Consider the following 16,757-nt stretch of genomic DNA (forward strand, 5'->3'; position numbering starts at 1 on the left):
CGGCCCGGCCGGATTCGGCGACCGCGCCGCTCGCCGAATCCGGCCGGGCCGACGTGGTGGTGATCGGCGGCGGGTTCTGCGGCCTGTCGACGGCGCTCCATCTCGCCGAGGCCGGGTTGAAGCCGGTGCTGCTGGAAGCCCGCGAGATCGGCTTCGGCGGCTCGGGCCGCAACGGCGGCCAGGTGATCCCCGGCCTCAAGCACGATCCCGACGAACTGGTGGCGATGTTCGGGGCGGAGCGCGGCGAGCGCCTCGCGACCTTCGGGGCCGGCACGGCGGATGCGGTGTTCGACCTCATCGCGAAGCACCGGATGGACGTGCCGCATACCCGCACCGGGTGGATCCAGGGCGCCCACACCGCGGACGGGCTGGTGCAGGCCGAGCGCCGGGCGGAGCAATGGGCGCGGCGCGGCGCGCCGACCCGCCTCCTCGACAAGGCCGAGGCCGCCCGGCTGATCGGCTCCGAGCGCTATCTCGGCGGCTGGCTCGACGGGCGCGGCGGCGCGGTGCAGCCGCTCTCCTACGCCCGCGGCCTCGCCCGGGCGGCACTGGCGGCGGGCGCCCGCATCCACACCGAGACCCCGGTCACCGGCCTGTCGCGCCAGGGGGCGACCTGGACGGTGCGGACGGGGCGCGGCCCGAGCCTCACCGCCGAGCGGGTGGTGCTCTGCACCAACGGCTATTCGGGCGACCTGTGGCCGAATCTGCGCCAGACCATCATCGCCGCCAACTCGTTCCAGGTCGCGACGACGCCGCTCTCCGACAACCTGCGCCGCAGCGTCCTGCCCGAGGGCCAGGTCTCCTCCGACACCCGCAAGCTGCTACTGTATTTCCGCCTCGACCATACCGGGCGGCTGCTCCTCGGCGGGCGCGGCCCGTTCCGCGAGCCGAAGGGCGCCGGCGACTGGGCGCATCTGGAGCGGATCGTCCCGAAACTCTTTCCGCAGCTCGCCGGCATCGGCTTCGACCATCGCTGGTGCGGGCGGGTCGCGGTCACCCGGGACTACCTGCCCCACCTGCACGCGCCCGAGCCCGGCCTCCTGATCGACATCGGCTGCCAGGGCCGCGGCGTCGGCCTCCAGACCCGGATGGGCCAGGCCATCGCGCGGTTCGTCGCCCGGGACGATGCCGACGCCCTGCCGATCGCCCCCACGCCGATCACCCCGCTGCCGCTCCACAGCCTGCACCGGCTCTACGCTTCGGCGGTGGTCGCCTGGTATCGGCTGCGGGATGGAGGGTTGTAGGACCGGGATTTCCGGTTGTTCCGGGCACCGCATCAATCATCCCATGCCCTACGGGGCGGGGACGAGACCGTGGTTTATCTTCCGAAACACACCCGAAGGCCGCGGATATCTGGAAACGTTTTCACGACTCTTTAAACATCTCCGGACACACCGGCCCCATCGCCGCGACCGTGCCGACCAGATGAGACTCGTGGGCCCGAAGACCGACATGACGTCCCCGGCCCGGCGCGGGCGCTCCTTCCAGATGATGGCCGTGTCCGCCGGCCTGCTGGCGGCGGTGATCGCCGGCGGCGCCGGCCTGCTCGTGCGCAACCTGCACCGTCAGGCGATCGTCGACACGGAGCGCAATCTCGTCGGGCTCTCGACCGTCCTCGCCGACCAGGCCGAGCGGGCGCTGCAGGCCATCGAGCTGGTGCAGGACAGCATGATCGGCGAGGTCCGGGCCGCCGGGATCGTCCATGAGGAAGACTACATCGCCTTCGCCAGGCGGCAGTCCCTGCACGAGGCACTGAAGACGCGCATCACCGCCCTGCCGCAGGCGAACGCCGTCACGATCATCGACCGGGACGGCAACCTCCTGAACTTCAGCCGCTACTGGCCGATCCCGACGGTCAACATCGCCGACCGGGACTATTTCCGGGCGCTGGCGACGGATCCGGCGCTCGACCGGGTGATCAGCCGCCCGTTCCAGAACCGCGGCGACGGGGCCTGGACGATCTACATCGCCCGCAAGGTGCGGGCGCCGGACGGTGCGTTCCTCGGCCTCGTGCTCGGCGCAGTCGAGCTCGGCTACCTCGAACGCCTCTACGCGGCGATCGCCCCGGCCAGCGACTACGTGATCTCGGTCTTCCGCGACGACGGCACGCTCCTCGTCCGTCATCCCCAGCGCGAGGGCAGCATCGGCCAGACCTTCACGGGAGCGGCCGCCCTGCGCATCGCGTTCACGCGCCCGGCCGGCGGCGTGATGCGCACCGTCAGCCCGATCGACGGGCGCGACCGCATCGCCTCGACCCGGCCGCTGGCGCGCTACCCGCTCATCCTGAGCGTCAGCCGCACGGCCGAGGCCGGGCTCGCCGCCTGGCGCCGGCAGGCCTGGCTCATCGGCGCGGGCGCCCTGGTGCTCGATCTCGGCCTCGCCGGGATGGTGCTGCTCGGCCTGCGCCAGATGCGGGCCCAGGAACGTCTCGCCGAGTCGGAGGCCGCCCGGGCGGCGGCCGAGGCGCGCGAGCGCGGCGAGCAGGAGCTGAACGCCCAGCAGGCCCAGTTCGGCGTCGCCCTCGACCACATGACCCAGGGCCTGTGCCTGTTCGACCGCGACAACCGGCTGATCGTGATGAATGCGCGCTACGCGCAGATGCACGCGGTGCCGGATGCCCTGCGCCGGCGCGGCACGCCGGTCGCGGCCCTGCTCGGCCATCTGGGGGCGGATTGCGGGTGGGAGAGCGCCCTGGTGACGGCGTGCCGCCGCAGCGCCGGCAGCGGCGGCCCCGCGAATTCCGCGACGAGCCCCACGGCGAGCTTCACCTGCGACCTCGCCGACGGGCGGGCCGTGGCGGTCGTGCACGTGGCGGTCCCGGGCGGCGGCTGGCTCTCCACCCACGAGGACGTGACCGAGCAGCGCCGGGCCGAGCAGCGCATCGCCCACATGGCCGCCCACGACGCCCTGACCGGGCTGCCGAACCGCGCCCGGATGCAGGACCGGGTGGACGCGGCCTTGGCCGCACGGGCCGCGGACGAGGCGGTGAGCGTGCTCTGCCTCGACCTCGACGGATTCAAGGACGTCAACGACACCTACGGCCACGCGGTCGGCGACGACCTGCTGCGCCAGGTGGGCCTGCGGCTGCAGGAGGCGGTCGGCGCCACGGCCCTGGTCGGGCGGCTGGGCGGCGACGAGTTCGCGGTGATGCGCTGCGCCCCCTCGCATCCGGCGGGGATCGCCGCCCTGGCCGAGCGCATCGTGCGGCTCCTGCGGGTGCCGTTCGAGGTCCAGGGCCACGAGGTCGGCATCGGGACCTCGATCGGCATCGCCACGACGGAAGCCGGCGAGATCACGACCGCCGAGGTGCTGCGCCGGGCCGACGTGGCGCTCTACCAGGTCAAGGCCGCGGGACGGAACGGCTGGCGCTTCTTCGACCCGGCGATGGATGCCGACCTCCAGCGCCGCCGCCAGCTCGGCACCGACCTGCGCACCGCCCTGGCCGAGGGCCAGTTCGAGCTCTACTACCAGCCGATCGTCGCCGCCGACGGCTCGGGCCTGCGCGCCCGGGAGGCCCTGCTGCGCTGGCGCCACCCGCGCGAGGGCTTCGTCAGCCCGGCCGAGTTCATCCCGATCGCCGAGGCGACCGGGCAGATCCGCCGGCTCGGCGCCTGGGCGCTGGCCCGGGCCTGCGTCGACGCCGCCGCCTGGCCGGCGGGCCTCAAGGTGGCGGTGAACCTCTCCCCGGTGCAGTTCGTCGGCGACGCCCTCGTGGAGGAGGTCGCGGGGGCGCTCGCGGCGAGCGGCCTGTCGCCGACGCGGCTCGAACTCGAGATCACCGAATCGGTCCTGCTCCAGGACGACGAGGCGACGCTCGCCATCCTGCATCGCCTGCGCGCCCTCGGGGTCAGCACCGCGATGGACGATTTCGGCACCGGCTACTCGTCCCTGAGCTACCTGCGCCGCTTCCCCTTCGACAAGATCAAGATCGACCAGTGCTTCGTGCGGGGCCTGGGCCAGGACGGCGGCGAGGAGGCCGGCAGCGGCGAGATCGTCCGGGCGACGGTCGGCCTCGGCCGGGCCCTCGGCATGATCGTGCTGGCCGAGGGCGTCGAGACCGAGGAGCAGGCCGCGATCCTGCGCGCGGCGGGGTGCGACGAGCTGCAGGGCTACCTGTTCGGCCGGCCCTGCCCGGTGGGCGAGCTGCGGGGGACCGGGTCCGCCGGCGACGGCCGGGCCGCCGCCTGACCTCTCCTAATCCCGCAGCGCCCGCTCGATCAGCCCCGCCGCGGCGAGCGCCCGTCCGTCGTCGCCGAAGCGGGCGATCACCTGCACGCCGACCGGCAGGCCGGCGGAGGTGCGCTCGACCGGAAGGGTGACGCAGGGCACGCCCATCAGGGTCCAGAGGCGGTTGAAGCGCGAATCGCCCGTGTGGTCGAGGCCGGCCGGCGCCGCGCCGGGCGCCGCGTAGGTCAGGATCACGTCGAGGCCGTCCTGCGAAAAAACGTCCTTCAGGCCGCGGCGGGCGTGGTGGGCGGTGCGCCGCGCCGCATCGTAGGCCGCCGTCTCGATGTCCTGCGCGGCATCGAGGGCCGCGCGCAGGCGCGGCGGCAGGGCATCGCGGTGAGTGGTGTATTCCCAGGCGAGGCTCTGCCGCACCTCGTGATCCTGGATCGTGCCGTGGACCGCGAAGGCCTCGCCGAACGAGGCCGGCAGGGCGTAGTCCTGCACGCGCGCGCCGGCCCGCTCGGCGGCACGGGCGGCGCGGGCGAGCGCGGCCTCCGCCTCCGGGTCGGGGGCCGCGCAGAAATCCTGGCGCACGATCCCGATGCGAAGGCCCCCGGGATCGCCCCGGAGCGCAATGACCGGCCGATCGGCGAGGAGCGCCAATGCGTGGGCGGCATCCGGGACGCTCGCGGCGAACAGGCCCAGGGTGTCCAGCGCCCAGGAATAGCACTTCACCCCGACCGTCGGCAGCAGCCGGAACGAGGGCTTCACCCCGACGACGCCGCAGAACGCCGCCGGGCGGATGATCGAGCCGCCGGTCTGGGTGCCGAGCGCCAGCGGCAGCATCCCGGCCGCCACCGCGGCGGCGGATCCCGCCGATGAGCCGCCGGGGGTGTGCCCGGGGTGATGCGGGTTGCGGGTCGCGGTCGGGTCGAGGAAGGCGAAGGGCGTCGTGGTGGTCTTGGCGAGCGGCACCGCGCCGAGGCGCTTGAGGCGCGCCACCACCGGCGCGTCGGCGCGCGGGCGCCAGCCCTCGTAGAGGGGCGAGCCCATGGCGGTCGGCAGGTCGGCGGTGTCGATGATGTCCTTGATGCCGACCGCGATTCCCGCGAGCGGCCCCGTCGTCGGGATGGCGGGGGCCGGATCGGTGCAGACCAGGGCGCCGACCGCCGGCTCGCGGGCCGCGATGGCCTCGCGCACGAGGCCGACCGCCCCCGCGGGCGTCAGCCGGCCGGACTCGATTCGGGCGCAGAGGTCGAGGAGCGAGAGCATCGGGCCGTCCGGACGGAGGGATCGTGGGAACGACTTTGTAAGCGCATTGTGGTCGTGTGTTCCAGAACACGAAGCAAGGCCCGGCGGAACTTCGAGCGCGTTGCGGCCGGGGGCCGGCTTCGGCTAAACCGGCGCCGTTCACCCGCCGCACGGCCGCCTGGGGCGGATCAGGCCGATGCGACGGGACGCCGAAAAGCCGGTCTCCTTCGCCGGCACCTTCGCGAGAGAGCCCGTGACCTGTCCCTCCGCCCTGTCCCTGCAAGCCCAGACGGTTCCGGCTCAGGCGATGCCGGTCGTGTCGCGCCTCGGGCGCCTGTTCGGCCGCGGGCGCCGGGCCGAGGCGGGGACGGCGGGAGCGGACGGCGCCGCCGAGGGCTTCGGCGGGCCCGGCATCCTGGCGGTGGCCGGCCTCAAGAAGAGCTACGGCGCCCGCACCGTGGTGCACGATGCCGGCCTGACCGTGCGCAACGGCGAGGCGGTGGGCCTGCTCGGCCCCAACGGCGCCGGCAAGACCACGATCTTCTACATGATCACCGGCCTCGTCTCGGCCGATCGCGGCACGATCAGCCTCGACGGGCAGGAGATCACCCGGCTGCCGATGTACCAGCGCGCCCGCCTCGGCATCGGCTACCTGCCGCAGGAAGCCTCGATCTTCCGCGGCCTCAACGTCGAGGACAACATCCGGGCGGTGCTCGAGGTGGTGGAGCCCGACCGCAAGACCCGCGAGCGCAAGCTCGATTCGCTGCTGGAAGAGTTCAACATCACCCGCCTGCGCAAGTCGCCCTCGATCGCGCTGTCGGGCGGCGAGCGGCGGCGCTGCGAGATCGCCCGGGCGCTCGCCTCCTCCCCCTCGTTCATGCTGCTGGACGAGCCCTTCGCGGGCATCGACCCGATCGCGGTCGGGGACATCCAGGAACTGGTGATGCACCTGAAGGGCCGTGGCATCGGCGTGCTCATCACCGACCACAACGTGCGCGAGACGCTCGGCCTGATCGACCGGGCCTACATCGTCCATTCGGGCCGCATCCTCACCGAGGGCACGCCCGAGGAGATCGTCGCCGACGAGGACGTGCGGCGGCTCTATCTCGGCGAGGATTTCCGGCTGTAGCGGGCGCAAGATAAGGAAGCACGCTTCCGGAAGAGGCGGGCCCGTTCCGACCGGCGCCCTCCGGAACAGCGCCGCGCCGGCACCGCACGACCTGCCGTGTCGTGTACCGTGCCGTGCAACTCCGCGGGCGGAACCGGTCCTCGCGCCGGATCGGCGAACCGCTCTTTCTGCGTCACCCGGTCGATCGACCCGTCTCCCTCTGGGTCGCGGCGGCCGCCCGGTCGCGACACGCCTTTTTTCCACTGGCGCCGGATCACTCCCGACGCCACCCTGGGCGCTGGGCCGGGGCCGGTCCGTCACGTCCGCTTTGACGCGTGCCCCGCTTCGGTTTAAAGCTACGTCCAGCGAGATGAAGCAAGAGTCGTGCCGACCCCGGCCGGAACCGGGGCGTCGCATGTCGGGGCTGGCTGATGGGTTTGCTGCAACGGCTCGAGATGCGCCAGGGCCAGGCCCTGGTGATGACGCCGCAACTCCTGCAGGCGATCAAGCTTCTGCAACTCTCCCATCTCGACCTCGCCGCCTATGTCGATGCCGAGCTCGAGCGCAATCCGCTCCTGGAGCGGGCCGAGGCCGAGGCGCCGGAGGCCGGCGAGTCCAGGGGCGAGAGCCATGGTGAGAACTATGGCGAGGCGTCGGACGCGTCCCGGGACGGGGGCGACGGCGACGGGTTCGATGGCGAGGGCTTCTCGGGAGAGGGATCGGCCGAGCCCTGGCTGTCGCACGACCTGAACCCGAGCCGCAGCGCGATCGAGGGCGATCTCGGCACCCGCCTCGACAACGTGTTTCCCGATGACGGCCCGGTGGGCCGCGAGGCGCCGACGGGGTCCGAGGGGCTGTCGCTGACCCCCGCCCCGTGGGGCAATGCCGGCGGCAGCTTCGACGGCGAGGCGCCGGATTTCGAGGCGACGCTGACGAGCGAATCCTCGCTGCACGAGCACCTCTCGGCCCAGCTCGACCTCGCCACCCGCGATCCCGTCGAGCGGCTGGTCGGCGGCTTCCTGGTCGATGCGATCGACGAGGCCGGGTACCTGCGCGAGGACCTGGCCGGGCTCGCCGAGCGCCTCGGCGTGGGCCTGCCCGTCGTCGAGCGGGTGCTGGCCCTGGTCCAGGGCTTCGACCCCTCGGGCGTCGGCGCCCGCGACCTCGCCGAATGCCTGGCGATCCAGCTGCGCGAGCAGGACCGGTTCGACCCGGCGATGCAGGCCCTGGTCTCGCGCCTCGACCTCGTCGCCAAGCGCGACCTCGCCTCCCTGCGGCGCCTCTGCGGGGTCGACGACGAGGACCTCGCCGACATGCTGTCGGAGCTGCGCCGCCTCGATCCCAAGCCCGGCCGCGCCTTCGGGGCCGGCCCGGTCGAGGTGCTGGTGCCGGACGTGTTCGTGCGCGCGGCCCCCGACGGATCCTGGCTCGTCGAGCTCAACAGCGAGGCCCTGCCGCGGGTCCTCGTCAACCAGAGCTACTACGCCACCGTCACCCGCGGCGCGCAGACCGACACCGACAAGGCTTTCCTGTCGGAATGCCTCCAGACCGCCAACTGGCTCACCCGCAGCCTGGAGCAGCGCGCCCGCACCATCCTGAAGGTGGCGAGCGAGATCGTGCGCCAGCAGGACGGGTTCTTCGTCAACGGCGTCGCCCACCTGCGGCCGCTCAACCTGAAGACCGTCGCCGACGCGATCGGCATGCACGAATCCACCGTCTCGCGGGTGACCTCGAACAAGTCGATCGGCACCAGCCGCGGCACCTTCGAGATGAAGTACTTCTTCACCGCGGCGATCCCCGGGGCGGCGGGCGCGGCCGCCCATTCGTCGGAGGCCGTGCGCCACCGCATCAAGCAGCTCATCGACGGCGAGGCCAACGACGTCCTGTCGGACGATGCCCTGGTGCAGCGCCTGCGCGGCGAGGGCGTCGACATCGCCCGCCGCACGGTGGCCAAGTACCGGGAATCCCTGCGCATCCCTTCCTCGATCGAGCGCCGGCGCGAGCGCGCCGCGATGCCGGCGCGGTGACGGCAAGGCCCGATCGCCTCGTCCTTTAAGCTGAGCCGGCTTCGTTGACTTCGCGTCCGGGCGTTCCTAGCTCTTGAGGCGCTGGCCCCGCGCCGGAGACGTCCCCGGGACGCGGGCCGGCGAACGACGAGACCGGAGGGAGCCAATGGCAGCGTTGCGCGTGTCGGGTCGTGGCGTGGATCTGGGGGAAGCCCTGAGGACACGGGTGGAGGAGCGGATCTCCGCGGCCCTCGCCAAGTACTTCGACGGTGCCTACCACGGCCACGTGACGGTCGCGCGGGACGGCGGAGCCTACCGCACCGATTGCGTGCTGCACCTGCCCTCGGGCATCACGCTCGAAGCGTCCGGCACCGCCCACGACGCGCATGCGAGCTTCGACCAGACCGCCGAGCGGATCGAGAAGCGCCTGCGCCGCTACAAGCACCGCCTCAAGGCCCACCCGAACGGCCACGCCAAGGAAGTCGGCCTCGATGGCGGCCTGCCGGGGAGCCTGCCCGGATCCGCCGCCGTGATGGAAGCGGCCTATTCGGTGTTCGAGGCGCCGGAGGAGGATACCGGCGAGCACCCGCCGATCATCGCCGAGAGCACCCGCACCCTGCACCGGCGCACGGTGAGCGAGGCGGTGGTGGAACTCGACCTCACCGGTGTCCCCGTCCTCGTCTTCGTTCACGCTGGCACCGAACGGGTCAACGTCGTATACCGGCGGGGCGACGGCGCGATCGGGTGGATCGATCCGCCGGAACGCGGCACTCCGTGAGCGGGGAATTCCTCCTCTCCCGGAAGGCCTCCGGTCCTGGAACAAGTGCGGGGCGCCCGGGCGCTCCCCGCCGATGAGGCAGCGGTCTCGATGCCATTGCTGGAATTCCTGAAGCCGGAGGCGGTCCTCCCGGCGCTGCGGGCGCAGGGGAAAAAGCAGGTCCTGCAGGAGCTGGCCGCCCACGCGGCCCGCCATCTGCCGGGCCTGGACGAGCGGGAGATCTTCGAGACGCTCCTGCAGCGCGAACGCCTGGGCTCGACCGGCATCGGCGAGGGCGTGGCGATCCCGCACGGCAAGCTGCCGGGGCTCGACACCCTGTTCGGCCTGATGGCCCGCCTCGAGCGCCCGATCGATTTCGAGGCGCTCGACGGCCAGCCGGTCGACATCGCCTTCCTGCTGCTCGCCCCCGAAGGCGCCGGCGCCGACCACCTGAAGGCGCTCGCCCGGGTCGCCCGGGTGCTGCGCGAGCCCGGCATCATCGACCGCATCCGTGCGGCCCGCGACGCCGACGCGCTCTACGCCCTCCTGACCCAATCCCCCGCCCAGGCGGCGTGACGATGCGGACTTCCCTCCTCGCCGCGGCGTGCCTCCTCGCCGCGGCCGCCCCGGCGCACGCCGTCGACGGCACCTGCGCCCGCGACCTCCTGGTGGCGCAATCCTCGCAGAAGACCGCGATCGAGCGCCTCGAGATGCTCGGCGACAGCGATGCCGACCGCTGCCGCGGCTGGCGCCAGCACGTCGACACGATGCGCCGCGCCGCCACCGTCTACGGTCGCTGCCTCTCGGGCGCGGAGCGCGGCGAGCGCCTGGCTCAGGTCCAGGGCTCGGAGAAGGAATTTTCGGAGCTGCTGCGGACGCGCTGCAAGGGGCGGTAGGCGGCCCCTGCGCCGGCGGGCCCGGAGACCCGCGTCCCGGTTCCGTGCCTCACCGCACCAGCGGCTCGGCCACCACCTTCACCGGATGACCGCGGCTGACCAGCACCGCCGCGCTCGAATGCTCGGGATCGGTCTCGAAGCGGGTGCGGACCCAGGCGACCAGGAGCTTCGCGTATTCGGAGGCGAGGAGCCGCGCCGAGGCCGGATGGCGCCACCACTGGTCGGGGTCGATCCCCTCCGAGACGACGGGGTGCGGCACGACCCGGTGGCCGCCCTCGAGGGCGTGGTCGAGTTCCACCAGGGTGCGGGGCATGTGATAGTTCGAGGTCACCACCGCGACGCTCTGGAATCCGTTCTCGCGCATCCAGCGCCGGATCTCGATGGCGTTGCCGATGGTGTTGCGGGCCCGGTAGTCGAGGTCGACGCAGCAGGCCATCAGGTGCTGCTGGCCGGGATTGAGCCGGGCGATCTCCTCGCGGCTGGTGCGCTCGTTGACGCCGGTGATCAGCAGCCGCCGGCCGTAGCCGCCGGCGAGCAGATCCATCGCGTCCTCGATCCGCTGGGCCCCGCCGGTCAGCGCCACGATGCCGTCGGAGGGGCCGAGGGGCAGCCGCTCGGCGCGGGCGAGGCCGGCCACGAAGGCGAGGAAGCCGAGGCCGAGGGCGAGACCGGAGGCGAGCCCGAGACCCGCGACCCCGAGGGCGAGGCGGCGGCGCAGGCTCCACCGGGCCGGGGGCGGTCCCTCGGATCCGCCGCCCGACCAGCACCAGCCCACCACGTCGCCGGTTCGCGTCGTCATTCCACGCTGCATCCGCGAGGTCATCTCACCCCTGTCGAGCATAGTGCCGATTGCGGCGACCCGGAGGCAACCGCGTCGGAGGCCGATTCGTTCACCGTGCCGGCGCGTCCCTGTGAAGAGCGGGCACGCCGACGGATCCGGCACCCGGCTATCGGCCCACGGTAGCGAGGGTCCCTGGCGTCGGGCTGTCGCCCGAGCGGCGTTCTGAAGCGAGACTGGCTCATACGGCTTCCGGAAGACCCCTTCGGGCAGCCGTATGACGAGCCGGCACGGCGCCTGAGCGACGCCGGTTTCCGCATCGCGACGCGATCAGTCGAAAATCGTTTCAGTCGAGGAAGCGCCGCACGGTGAGCCGCGAGACGACCGCGGTGACGACCGAGGCGATGACGCCGATCAGCACCACGCTGGCATAGCCGCGCCAGCCGATGGCGAAGCCGCCGAACAGGGCCTCGATCTCGTCGCCGGCCGGACCGGCGCGCCAGACCCGGGCCAGCGCCCCGCCGGCCCCGATCACCGCGAGCGCCGCGGCGGCCCCGATCGCCCCGCCGCGCAACCCCAGGCGGAAGAAGCGGCGCTGGAACTCGCGGGCGATGAAGTCGGCATCGGCCCCGACGAAGTGCAGCACCTCCACCACCTCGCGGTTGCCCGCCATGGCGCCGCGGGTCGCGAAGGTGACGGCGAGCCCGGTGGCGACGAGCACCAGCCCGACGATGGCGACGCCGACGCCGACCACCGTGTTGGCCATGGTCGAGAGGCGCGAGAGCCAGAGCGCATGGTCGTCGAGGCTCGCCACCCCGGGCAGGGATTCCGCCAGGCGCCGGCGCAAGTCGCCGAGGTCGGGCGTCCCGGAGCCCAGCCGCACCGTGATCAGGCGCGGCACCGGCAGGTCGCCGAGATCGAGCCCGGTGCCGAGCCAGGGCTCCAGCAGGCGCTCGGATTCCGCCTTGGTGAAGGGCCGGGTCGCGGCGATGCCGGGGGTGGCCGAGGCGAGGGCCGCCGCCTTGGCGACGTCCGCGTCGGTGTCGCGGCCCGGGCTCGGGCGGACCTGGATCGTGACCTCCTGCGCCACCGAGCCCTGCCATTGCGCGGCGCTCGTGGCGACGATCTCGGCGCCGCCGGCGCAGAGGGCGGCGAGGAAGGTCAGGATCGCGATCACCGCCGCGAGCGCGCGGCCGGCGCTGGTGTCGGTCGGCACCAGCGGCGCGTTGCGGCGCAAGGTCGGCGGCAGGTCGGCGGCGGGCGCCTCGCGCCGCTTCCCCCGTGCCAGGGTGGCCCCGTCAGACATGGTGCGTCTCCCCGCGGCTCATCCCTCGATCCGCAGGCGGTTGTTGCCGAGCACGAACCGGCGCGCATCGACGAGGTCCATCAGGGCGAAATCGTGGGTGGCGATCAGCACCGAGGTGCCGAGGCGGTTGAGCTCGACGAACAGGCGCAGCAGGCGCCGGCCGAGCTGGGGATCGACGTTGCCGGTCGGCTCGTCGGCGAGCAGCAATTCGGGCCGGGCGATCAGCGCCCGGGCGATCGCCGCGCGCTGCTTCTCGCCGCCCGACAGGAGCGGCGGCAGGACGTGCATGCGCTCCCCCAGGCCCACCCAGCGCAGGAGTTCCACCACCTCGGCCCGGTAGCTCGTCTCGGCCCGGCCCTGGACCCGCAGCGGCAGGGCGACGTTCTCGTAGGTGGTGAGGTGGTCGAGCAGGCGGAAATCCTGGAAGACCACGCCCATGCGCCGGCGCAGGGAGGTCAGCGCCCCGCTCGAGATGCCGCTCACCTCCTCGCCGAACACCGAGACGAGGCCCCGGCTCGGCCGCACCGAGAGCAGGATCAGGCGCAGCAGCGTCGTCTTGCCGGCGCCCGACGGGCCGGTGAGGAACTGGAACGAGTGCGGCGCGATGGTGAAGCTGATGTCGCTCAGGACCTCGGGGCCGACCCCGTAGCGCATCCCCACGTTCTCGAACCGGACCACCGGCTCGTCCATTCCGCCGAGCAGGCTGTTGCCGGTGCCCCTGTCGGTTCTCGCGTCCATCCGGTCTCCATCACGGGTCCTCGGGCAGCCCCGACGCCTCGCCGGCCTCCCGCGGCCCGGCCGCTTTACCATGCATTAAGGCTGAAGCGGGAGGAGTCGTGATCCGGCCTCGGTGCCGCGCCCGACTGATTCGCCATGCTGATCGTCTGTCCCGCCTGCGCAAGCGAATATACGCTCGATCCGAGCAAGATCGGACCGGCCGGGCGCACCGTGCGCTGCGCGGCCTGCCGCGAGCCCTGGTTCGTGGCGGCCCCCGCCGCCGAGCCGACGCTCTCGCCCCCCGGCGAGGCGGTGTTCACCGCCGCGGAAGCCCCGGCGGAGCCGACGCCGTCCAAGACCCGCGAGCGCGGGGCCGGGGAGCGCAAGGCCGGGACCGCGAAATCGGGCGAGCCCGGGACCGGCCGGCTGCGTCGCCTCGCCGTGGCGGCGGCCGCGGTCGCGGCCTGCGCCGCGGTGACGGCCGCCCTGATGCCGGCCGGCCGCGCCGGCCTCGTGCGCGCCCTGCCCCAGACCGCCCGGCTCTACGCGGCGATCGGCCTGCCGGTGAACCTGCGCGGCCTGACCTTCCGGGACGTCGCCGCCTACCAGGTGCCGGAAGCCTCCGGCCCCGGCCGCCTCGTGGTCGAGGGCGACGTGGTGAGCGCCGCCAAGGAGGCCGTGGCGGTGCCCCCGCTCAGCCTCGAACTGCGCGACGAGCACGGCCAGGTCGTCTACCGCTGGCGCGCCGAGGCACCGCGCGAACGGCTCGAGCCCGAGGAATCCGCCCGCTTCCGGGCCGAGCTGCCGGGCCCCTCGGCGAAGGGCCGCCAGGTGCTGGTCCGCTTTGCCGCGGTTGACAGCCACGATTCTGCAGTCAGCCTGAAGGCTCCGACGAACCCGAAGTGAACCCCGAAGACCGATGACCCCGTCCCTGCCCCGCGTCCGCGTCCTCTTCGACGAATCCGCCATCGCGCAGCGCAACGAGGAGATCGCCCGCGCCATCGCCTCCCAGCCGCTGGAGAACCTCCTGGTGGTGGCGGTGCTGAAGGGCAGCTTCATGTTCGCCGCCGACCTGATCCGCGCCCTGCACCGGGCCGGGCTGGCGCCGCAGGTCGAGTTCATCCATCTGTCGAGCTACCGCGCCGCGACCGTGTCCTCGGGCCAGGTCGCGATCCTGCGCGACGTCGAGAGCGAGGTGCGTGGCCGCGACGTGCTCCTGATCGACGACATCCTCGAATCCGGCCGCACCCTCGTCTACGCCAAGGACCTCCTGATGGCCCGCGGGGCGCGGCGGGTGCTCACCACGGTGCTGCTCGAGAAGCCCGGCAAGCGCGCGGTGACGATGGATGCCGATTACGTCGGCTTCACCTGCCCGGACGTGTTCGTGGTCGGCTACGGCATGGACGTGGCCCACGCCTTCCGCCAGCTCCCCTTCGTCGGCCTCGTCGATTACGGCGACGGCGACCCGGATCTGTTCGACACGGGGTCGGACGGCACGGCGATCGCCTGAGGATCGACGGTGCCGGCAAGGCCCGGAAGCGATGCGGGATTGCAACGCGGCCGGGCCTTGTTGCGGCGCAAGGCGCGAAAGCGGAACCCTCGGCGCAACTGCCGCTTGACCCTGTGGCGCGCGCCTGACCACACTTCCCGTCTTCGCGCAGCTTTTCGACCCAGAGAGACGAGAGGACATGGCGCGCATCCTGCTGGTCGACGACGAGGAACCGATCCGCGGCTTCCTGAAGCGCGGGCTGGAGATGGACGGCCACACGGTCGTGACGGCGGTGGACGGCAGCGACGGTCTCGACCGGCTGGCGGAGAGCGCCTTCGACCTGATGCTGACCGACATCCGCATGCCGCTGATGGACGGCATCGCCCTGTCGCTCGCGGCCAAGCGCGACTATCCCGACCTGATCATCCTGCTGATGACCGGCTTTGCCGACCAGCGCGAGCGCGCCCGCGGCCTCGACGCGATCGTGGCCGACGTGCTGACGAAGCCCTTCACCCTCGCCGACATGCGCGCCACGGTGTCCCGCACCCTGCGCGCCGCCGGAGCGGTCGCGGCGCGTTGACGGCCCGTCACGGCCCGGCGAACCGGGCGAGCGCGAAATCGATGAACGAGCGCAGCTTCGGGGTGATCCGCCGATCGGGCGCATAGAGCAGGTGCATCGGGCGGGAGACCGGCCGGTAGGCCGGCAGCACCGGCACCAGCTGACCCGCCGCGACGGCATCCCGCGTGAGCGCGACCGGCTGCAGCAGCAGGCCGAGGCCGGCGAGCGCCGCCGTCAGCAGGGCCTGGCCGTTATTCACCAGGAGCCGGTAGGACACCTCGACCGTCTCGGGGCCCTCCGGGCCGACGAAGCGCCACTGGTCCCCGGTCGCCATGTAGGCAAAGCCCAGGCATTCGTGCTGCCGGAGGTCGGCCGGCACGCGCGGCGCGCCCCGGGCCGCGAGATAGGACGGCGCGGCGCAGAGGGCGAACTCCATCGGCCGCAAGGGACGGGCGACGAGGCCGCCCTCGGCCGGCGGTCCGACGCGGAAGACCACCTCGTCGCCCTCCTCGATCAGGTCGACCTTGCGGTCCGACAGGGTCAGCTCGACATCGACCTGCGGATAGGCGGCGAGATAGGCCGGCAGGACCCGGGCGAGGTCGTGGGCGCCGAAGGTGACGGGGGCGTTCACGCGGATCCGGCCCCGGGGCACCGCCTGGCTGTGGGCCGCCACCGCCTCCACCGCCTCGACCTCCGCCAGGATGATCCGGACCCGCTCGTAGAGCTCGCGCCCCGCCTCGGTCAGGCTCTGGCGGCGCGTCGTGCGGTGGATCAGCCGGACGCCGAGATGCTCCTCCAGCAGGCGCACCTGCTTGCCGACCGCCTGGGGCGACAGCCCGAGCGTCGCGCCGGCCGACGAGAAGGACCCCGTCTCGACCGCCTTGGCGAAGGCCTCCATGCCGGACAGACGATCCATCGATTGCAAACCCGGCGTTTCGAATCTCGAATGCGGGCCCCGATTTATCACCGCGTCCGGCGGGTTCATACCGGGGGGCACCAGCGGGGCAGGCACAAGGAGAGTCCGTCATGGCGACGACGCGCAGCGTGGTGATCACCGAGTTCGGCCCGCCGCAGGTCATGACCCTGCGGAGCGGGGACCTGCCCGCACCCGGTGCGGGCGAGGCGCAGCTGCGCCAGACGGCGATCGGCTTCAACTTCATCGACATCTACCAGCGCCGGGGGGCCTATCCGCTCGAGCGGCCGACCGGGCTCGGCTTCGAGGCCGCGGGCGTGGTCGAGGCGGTCGGGCCGGGCGTCACGGACGTGAAGCCGGGCGACCGCGTGGCGTACATGAATGCCGGCGTCGGCGCCTATGCCGACCGGCGCACCGTGCCGGCGGACAAGCTCGTGCGGCTGCCCGAGAGCGTCGGCGACGAGGCCGCCGCCTCCCTGCTGTTCAAGGGCATGACCGCGCAGTACCTGCTGCGCAAGACCCATGCGGTGCAGCCGGGCGACCTGCTGCTGGTCCATTCCGCCGCCGGCGGCGTCGGCCAGATCCTGACCCGCTGGGCGACCGCGCTCGGCGCCAAGGTCGTCGGCACCACCGGCTCGCCGGGGAAGCGGGACGCGGCGCTCGCGGCCGGCTGCGCGGCGGTGATCGACCTCACCGATCCCGACTGGCCCAAGGCCTTCCTGGAGGCGACCGGCGGCGCCAAGGCGCGGGTGGTCTACGATGCGGTCGGCAAGGACACGCTCCTGAAGTCCCTCGACTGCGCCGCGCCGT

At 72.9% G+C, this 16,757-nt stretch carries 16 protein-coding genes; 11 read left to right on the forward strand and 5 right to left on the reverse strand.

Features of this window, described 5'->3' with window-relative positions:
• Positions 1-1,244 (forward strand): NAD(P)/FAD-dependent oxidoreductase (locus QR78_RS26720; RefSeq protein WP_048430643.1); only part of this gene is annotated, 1,244 nt, incomplete at its 5' end.
• 208 nt (positions 1,245-1,452) lie between these two features.
• Complete coding sequence (locus QR78_RS26725; RefSeq protein ID WP_048430655.1) at positions 1,453-4,188, forward strand: bifunctional diguanylate cyclase/phosphodiesterase; 2,736 nt, start codon at positions 1,453-1,455, stop codon at positions 4,186-4,188.
• 6 nt (positions 4,189-4,194) lie between these two features.
• Here QR78_RS26725 and QR78_RS26730 read toward each other — a convergent pair whose 3' ends face one another.
• Positions 4,195-5,439: an amidase gene (locus QR78_RS26730; RefSeq protein ID WP_048430644.1), complete on the reverse strand. Its 1,245-nt coding sequence runs from the start codon at positions 5,437-5,439 to the stop codon at positions 4,195-4,197.
• Between the two features lie 286 nt (positions 5,440-5,725).
• Here QR78_RS26730 and lptB point away from each other — a divergent pair, with 286 nt between their 5' ends.
• The 5 genes from lptB (at position 5,726) to QR78_RS26755 (ending at position 10,185) form a co-directional block, all read left to right on the forward strand.
• Positions 5,726-6,547, forward strand: a complete 822-nt coding sequence (gene lptB, locus QR78_RS26735; protein ID WP_048430656.1) for an LPS export ABC transporter ATP-binding protein — start codon at positions 5,726-5,728, stop codon at positions 6,545-6,547.
• A gap of 410 nt (positions 6,548-6,957) precedes the next feature.
• Positions 6,958-8,553, forward strand: coding sequence for an RNA polymerase factor sigma-54 (gene rpoN / locus QR78_RS26740; protein WP_048430645.1), 1,596 nt, complete (start codon positions 6,958-6,960; stop codon positions 8,551-8,553).
• 145 nt (positions 8,554-8,698) lie between these two features.
• Positions 8,699-9,310: a ribosome hibernation-promoting factor, HPF/YfiA family gene (hpf, locus tag QR78_RS26745; RefSeq protein ID WP_048430646.1), complete on the forward strand. Its 612-nt coding sequence runs from the start codon at positions 8,699-8,701 to the stop codon at positions 9,308-9,310.
• Positions 9,311-9,400: 90 nt separating this feature from the next.
• Positions 9,401-9,865 carry a PTS IIA-like nitrogen regulatory protein PtsN gene (gene ptsN / locus QR78_RS26750; RefSeq protein WP_048430657.1) on the forward strand — a complete coding sequence of 155 codons (465 nt, stop codon included), beginning with the start codon at positions 9,401-9,403 and terminating at the stop codon, positions 9,863-9,865.
• A 2-nt stretch (positions 9,866-9,867) separates the two neighbouring features.
• Positions 9,868-10,185, forward strand: a complete 318-nt coding sequence (locus QR78_RS26755; RefSeq protein ID WP_048430647.1) for a hypothetical protein — start codon at positions 9,868-9,870, stop codon at positions 10,183-10,185.
• Between the two features lie 49 nt (positions 10,186-10,234).
• Here the strand turns inward: QR78_RS26755 and QR78_RS26760 are convergent, their stop codons facing one another.
• The 3 genes from QR78_RS26760 to ftsE all read right to left on the reverse strand — a co-directional run bounded on the left by QR78_RS26760 (position 10,235) and on the right by ftsE (position 13,007).
• Positions 10,235-10,984, reverse strand: coding sequence for a YdcF family protein (locus QR78_RS26760; RefSeq protein ID WP_089504181.1), 750 nt, complete (start codon positions 10,982-10,984; stop codon positions 10,235-10,237).
• 325 nt (positions 10,985-11,309) lie between these two features.
• A complete protein-coding gene (locus QR78_RS26765; protein ID WP_048430648.1) occupies positions 11,310-12,269 on the reverse strand; it encodes a cell division protein FtsX in 960 nt (319 codons plus the stop codon).
• A gap of 18 nt (positions 12,270-12,287) precedes the next feature.
• On the reverse strand, positions 12,288-13,007 hold the full coding sequence (gene ftsE / locus QR78_RS26770) for a cell division ATP-binding protein FtsE (RefSeq protein ID WP_048430649.1): 720 nt from the start codon (positions 13,005-13,007) through the stop codon (positions 12,288-12,290).
• A 135-nt stretch (positions 13,008-13,142) separates the two neighbouring features.
• Here ftsE and QR78_RS26775 point away from each other — a divergent pair, with 135 nt between their 5' ends.
• The 3 genes from QR78_RS26775 (at position 13,143) to QR78_RS26785 (ending at position 15,055) form a co-directional block, all read left to right on the forward strand.
• Positions 13,143-13,892, forward strand: a complete 750-nt coding sequence (locus QR78_RS26775) for a zinc-ribbon domain-containing protein (RefSeq protein ID WP_048430650.1) — start codon at positions 13,143-13,145, stop codon at positions 13,890-13,892.
• Between the two features lie 13 nt (positions 13,893-13,905).
• The gene (hpt, locus tag QR78_RS26780) at positions 13,906-14,496 is read left to right on the forward strand and encodes a hypoxanthine phosphoribosyltransferase (RefSeq protein ID WP_048430651.1); all 591 of its coding nucleotides are present in this window, start codon (positions 13,906-13,908) and stop codon (positions 14,494-14,496) included.
• Positions 14,497-14,674: 178 nt separating this feature from the next.
• Positions 14,675-15,055, forward strand: a complete 381-nt coding sequence (locus QR78_RS26785; protein ID WP_048430652.1) for a response regulator — start codon at positions 14,675-14,677, stop codon at positions 15,053-15,055.
• 7 nt (positions 15,056-15,062) lie between these two features.
• On the opposite strand, the gene QR78_RS26790 is transcribed toward QR78_RS26785, so the two are convergent.
• Positions 15,063-15,950 (reverse strand): LysR family transcriptional regulator, encoded by an 888-nt coding sequence (locus QR78_RS26790; protein WP_048430653.1) that lies wholly within the window; start codon positions 15,948-15,950, stop codon positions 15,063-15,065.
• A 110-nt stretch (positions 15,951-16,060) separates the two neighbouring features.
• Between QR78_RS26790 and QR78_RS26795 the strand changes: the two genes are divergently transcribed.
• A partial coding sequence (locus QR78_RS26795; RefSeq protein ID WP_048430654.1) for a zinc-binding dehydrogenase occupies positions 16,061-16,757 on the forward strand: 697 nt, incomplete at its 3' end.

Source organism: Methylobacterium indicum (genome assembly GCF_001043895.1).
GTDB classification, from domain to species: Bacteria; Pseudomonadota; Alphaproteobacteria; order Rhizobiales; family Beijerinckiaceae; genus Methylobacterium; species Methylobacterium indicum.

What these genes read in the sequence shown, in the direction of transcription:
- QR78_RS26725 (WP_048430655.1), top strand. Translation starts at nt 1,453, where the DNA reads ATGACGTCCCCGGCCCGGCGCGGGCGCTCCTTCCAGATGATGGCCGTG.
- QR78_RS26730 (WP_048430644.1), bottom strand. Translation starts at nt 5,439, where the DNA reads ATGCTCTCGCTCCTCGACCTCTGCGCCCGAATCGAGTCCGGCCGGCTG.
- lptB (WP_048430656.1), top strand. Translation starts at nt 5,726, where the DNA reads ATGCCGGTCGTGTCGCGCCTCGGGCGCCTGTTCGGCCGCGGGCGCCGG.
- rpoN (WP_048430645.1), top strand. Translation starts at nt 6,958, where the DNA reads ATGGGTTTGCTGCAACGGCTCGAGATGCGCCAGGGCCAGGCCCTGGTG.
- hpf (WP_048430646.1), top strand. Translation starts at nt 8,699, where the DNA reads ATGGCAGCGTTGCGCGTGTCGGGTCGTGGCGTGGATCTGGGGGAAGCC.
- ptsN (WP_048430657.1), top strand. Translation starts at nt 9,401, where the DNA reads ATGCCATTGCTGGAATTCCTGAAGCCGGAGGCGGTCCTCCCGGCGCTG.
- QR78_RS26755 (WP_048430647.1), top strand. Translation starts at nt 9,868, where the DNA reads ATGCGGACTTCCCTCCTCGCCGCGGCGTGCCTCCTCGCCGCGGCCGCC.
- QR78_RS26760 (WP_089504181.1), bottom strand. Translation starts at nt 10,984, where the DNA reads ATGACGACGCGAACCGGCGACGTGGTGGGCTGGTGCTGGTCGGGCGGC.
- QR78_RS26765 (WP_048430648.1), bottom strand. Translation starts at nt 12,269, where the DNA reads ATGTCTGACGGGGCCACCCTGGCACGGGGGAAGCGGCGCGAGGCGCCC.
- ftsE (WP_048430649.1), bottom strand. Translation starts at nt 13,007, where the DNA reads ATGGACGCGAGAACCGACAGGGGCACCGGCAACAGCCTGCTCGGCGGA.
- QR78_RS26775 (WP_048430650.1), top strand. Translation starts at nt 13,143, where the DNA reads ATGCTGATCGTCTGTCCCGCCTGCGCAAGCGAATATACGCTCGATCCG.
- hpt (WP_048430651.1), top strand. Translation starts at nt 13,906, where the DNA reads ATGACCCCGTCCCTGCCCCGCGTCCGCGTCCTCTTCGACGAATCCGCC.
- QR78_RS26785 (WP_048430652.1), top strand. Translation starts at nt 14,675, where the DNA reads ATGGCGCGCATCCTGCTGGTCGACGACGAGGAACCGATCCGCGGCTTC.
- QR78_RS26790 (WP_048430653.1), bottom strand. Translation starts at nt 15,950, where the DNA reads ATGGATCGTCTGTCCGGCATGGAGGCCTTCGCCAAGGCGGTCGAGACG.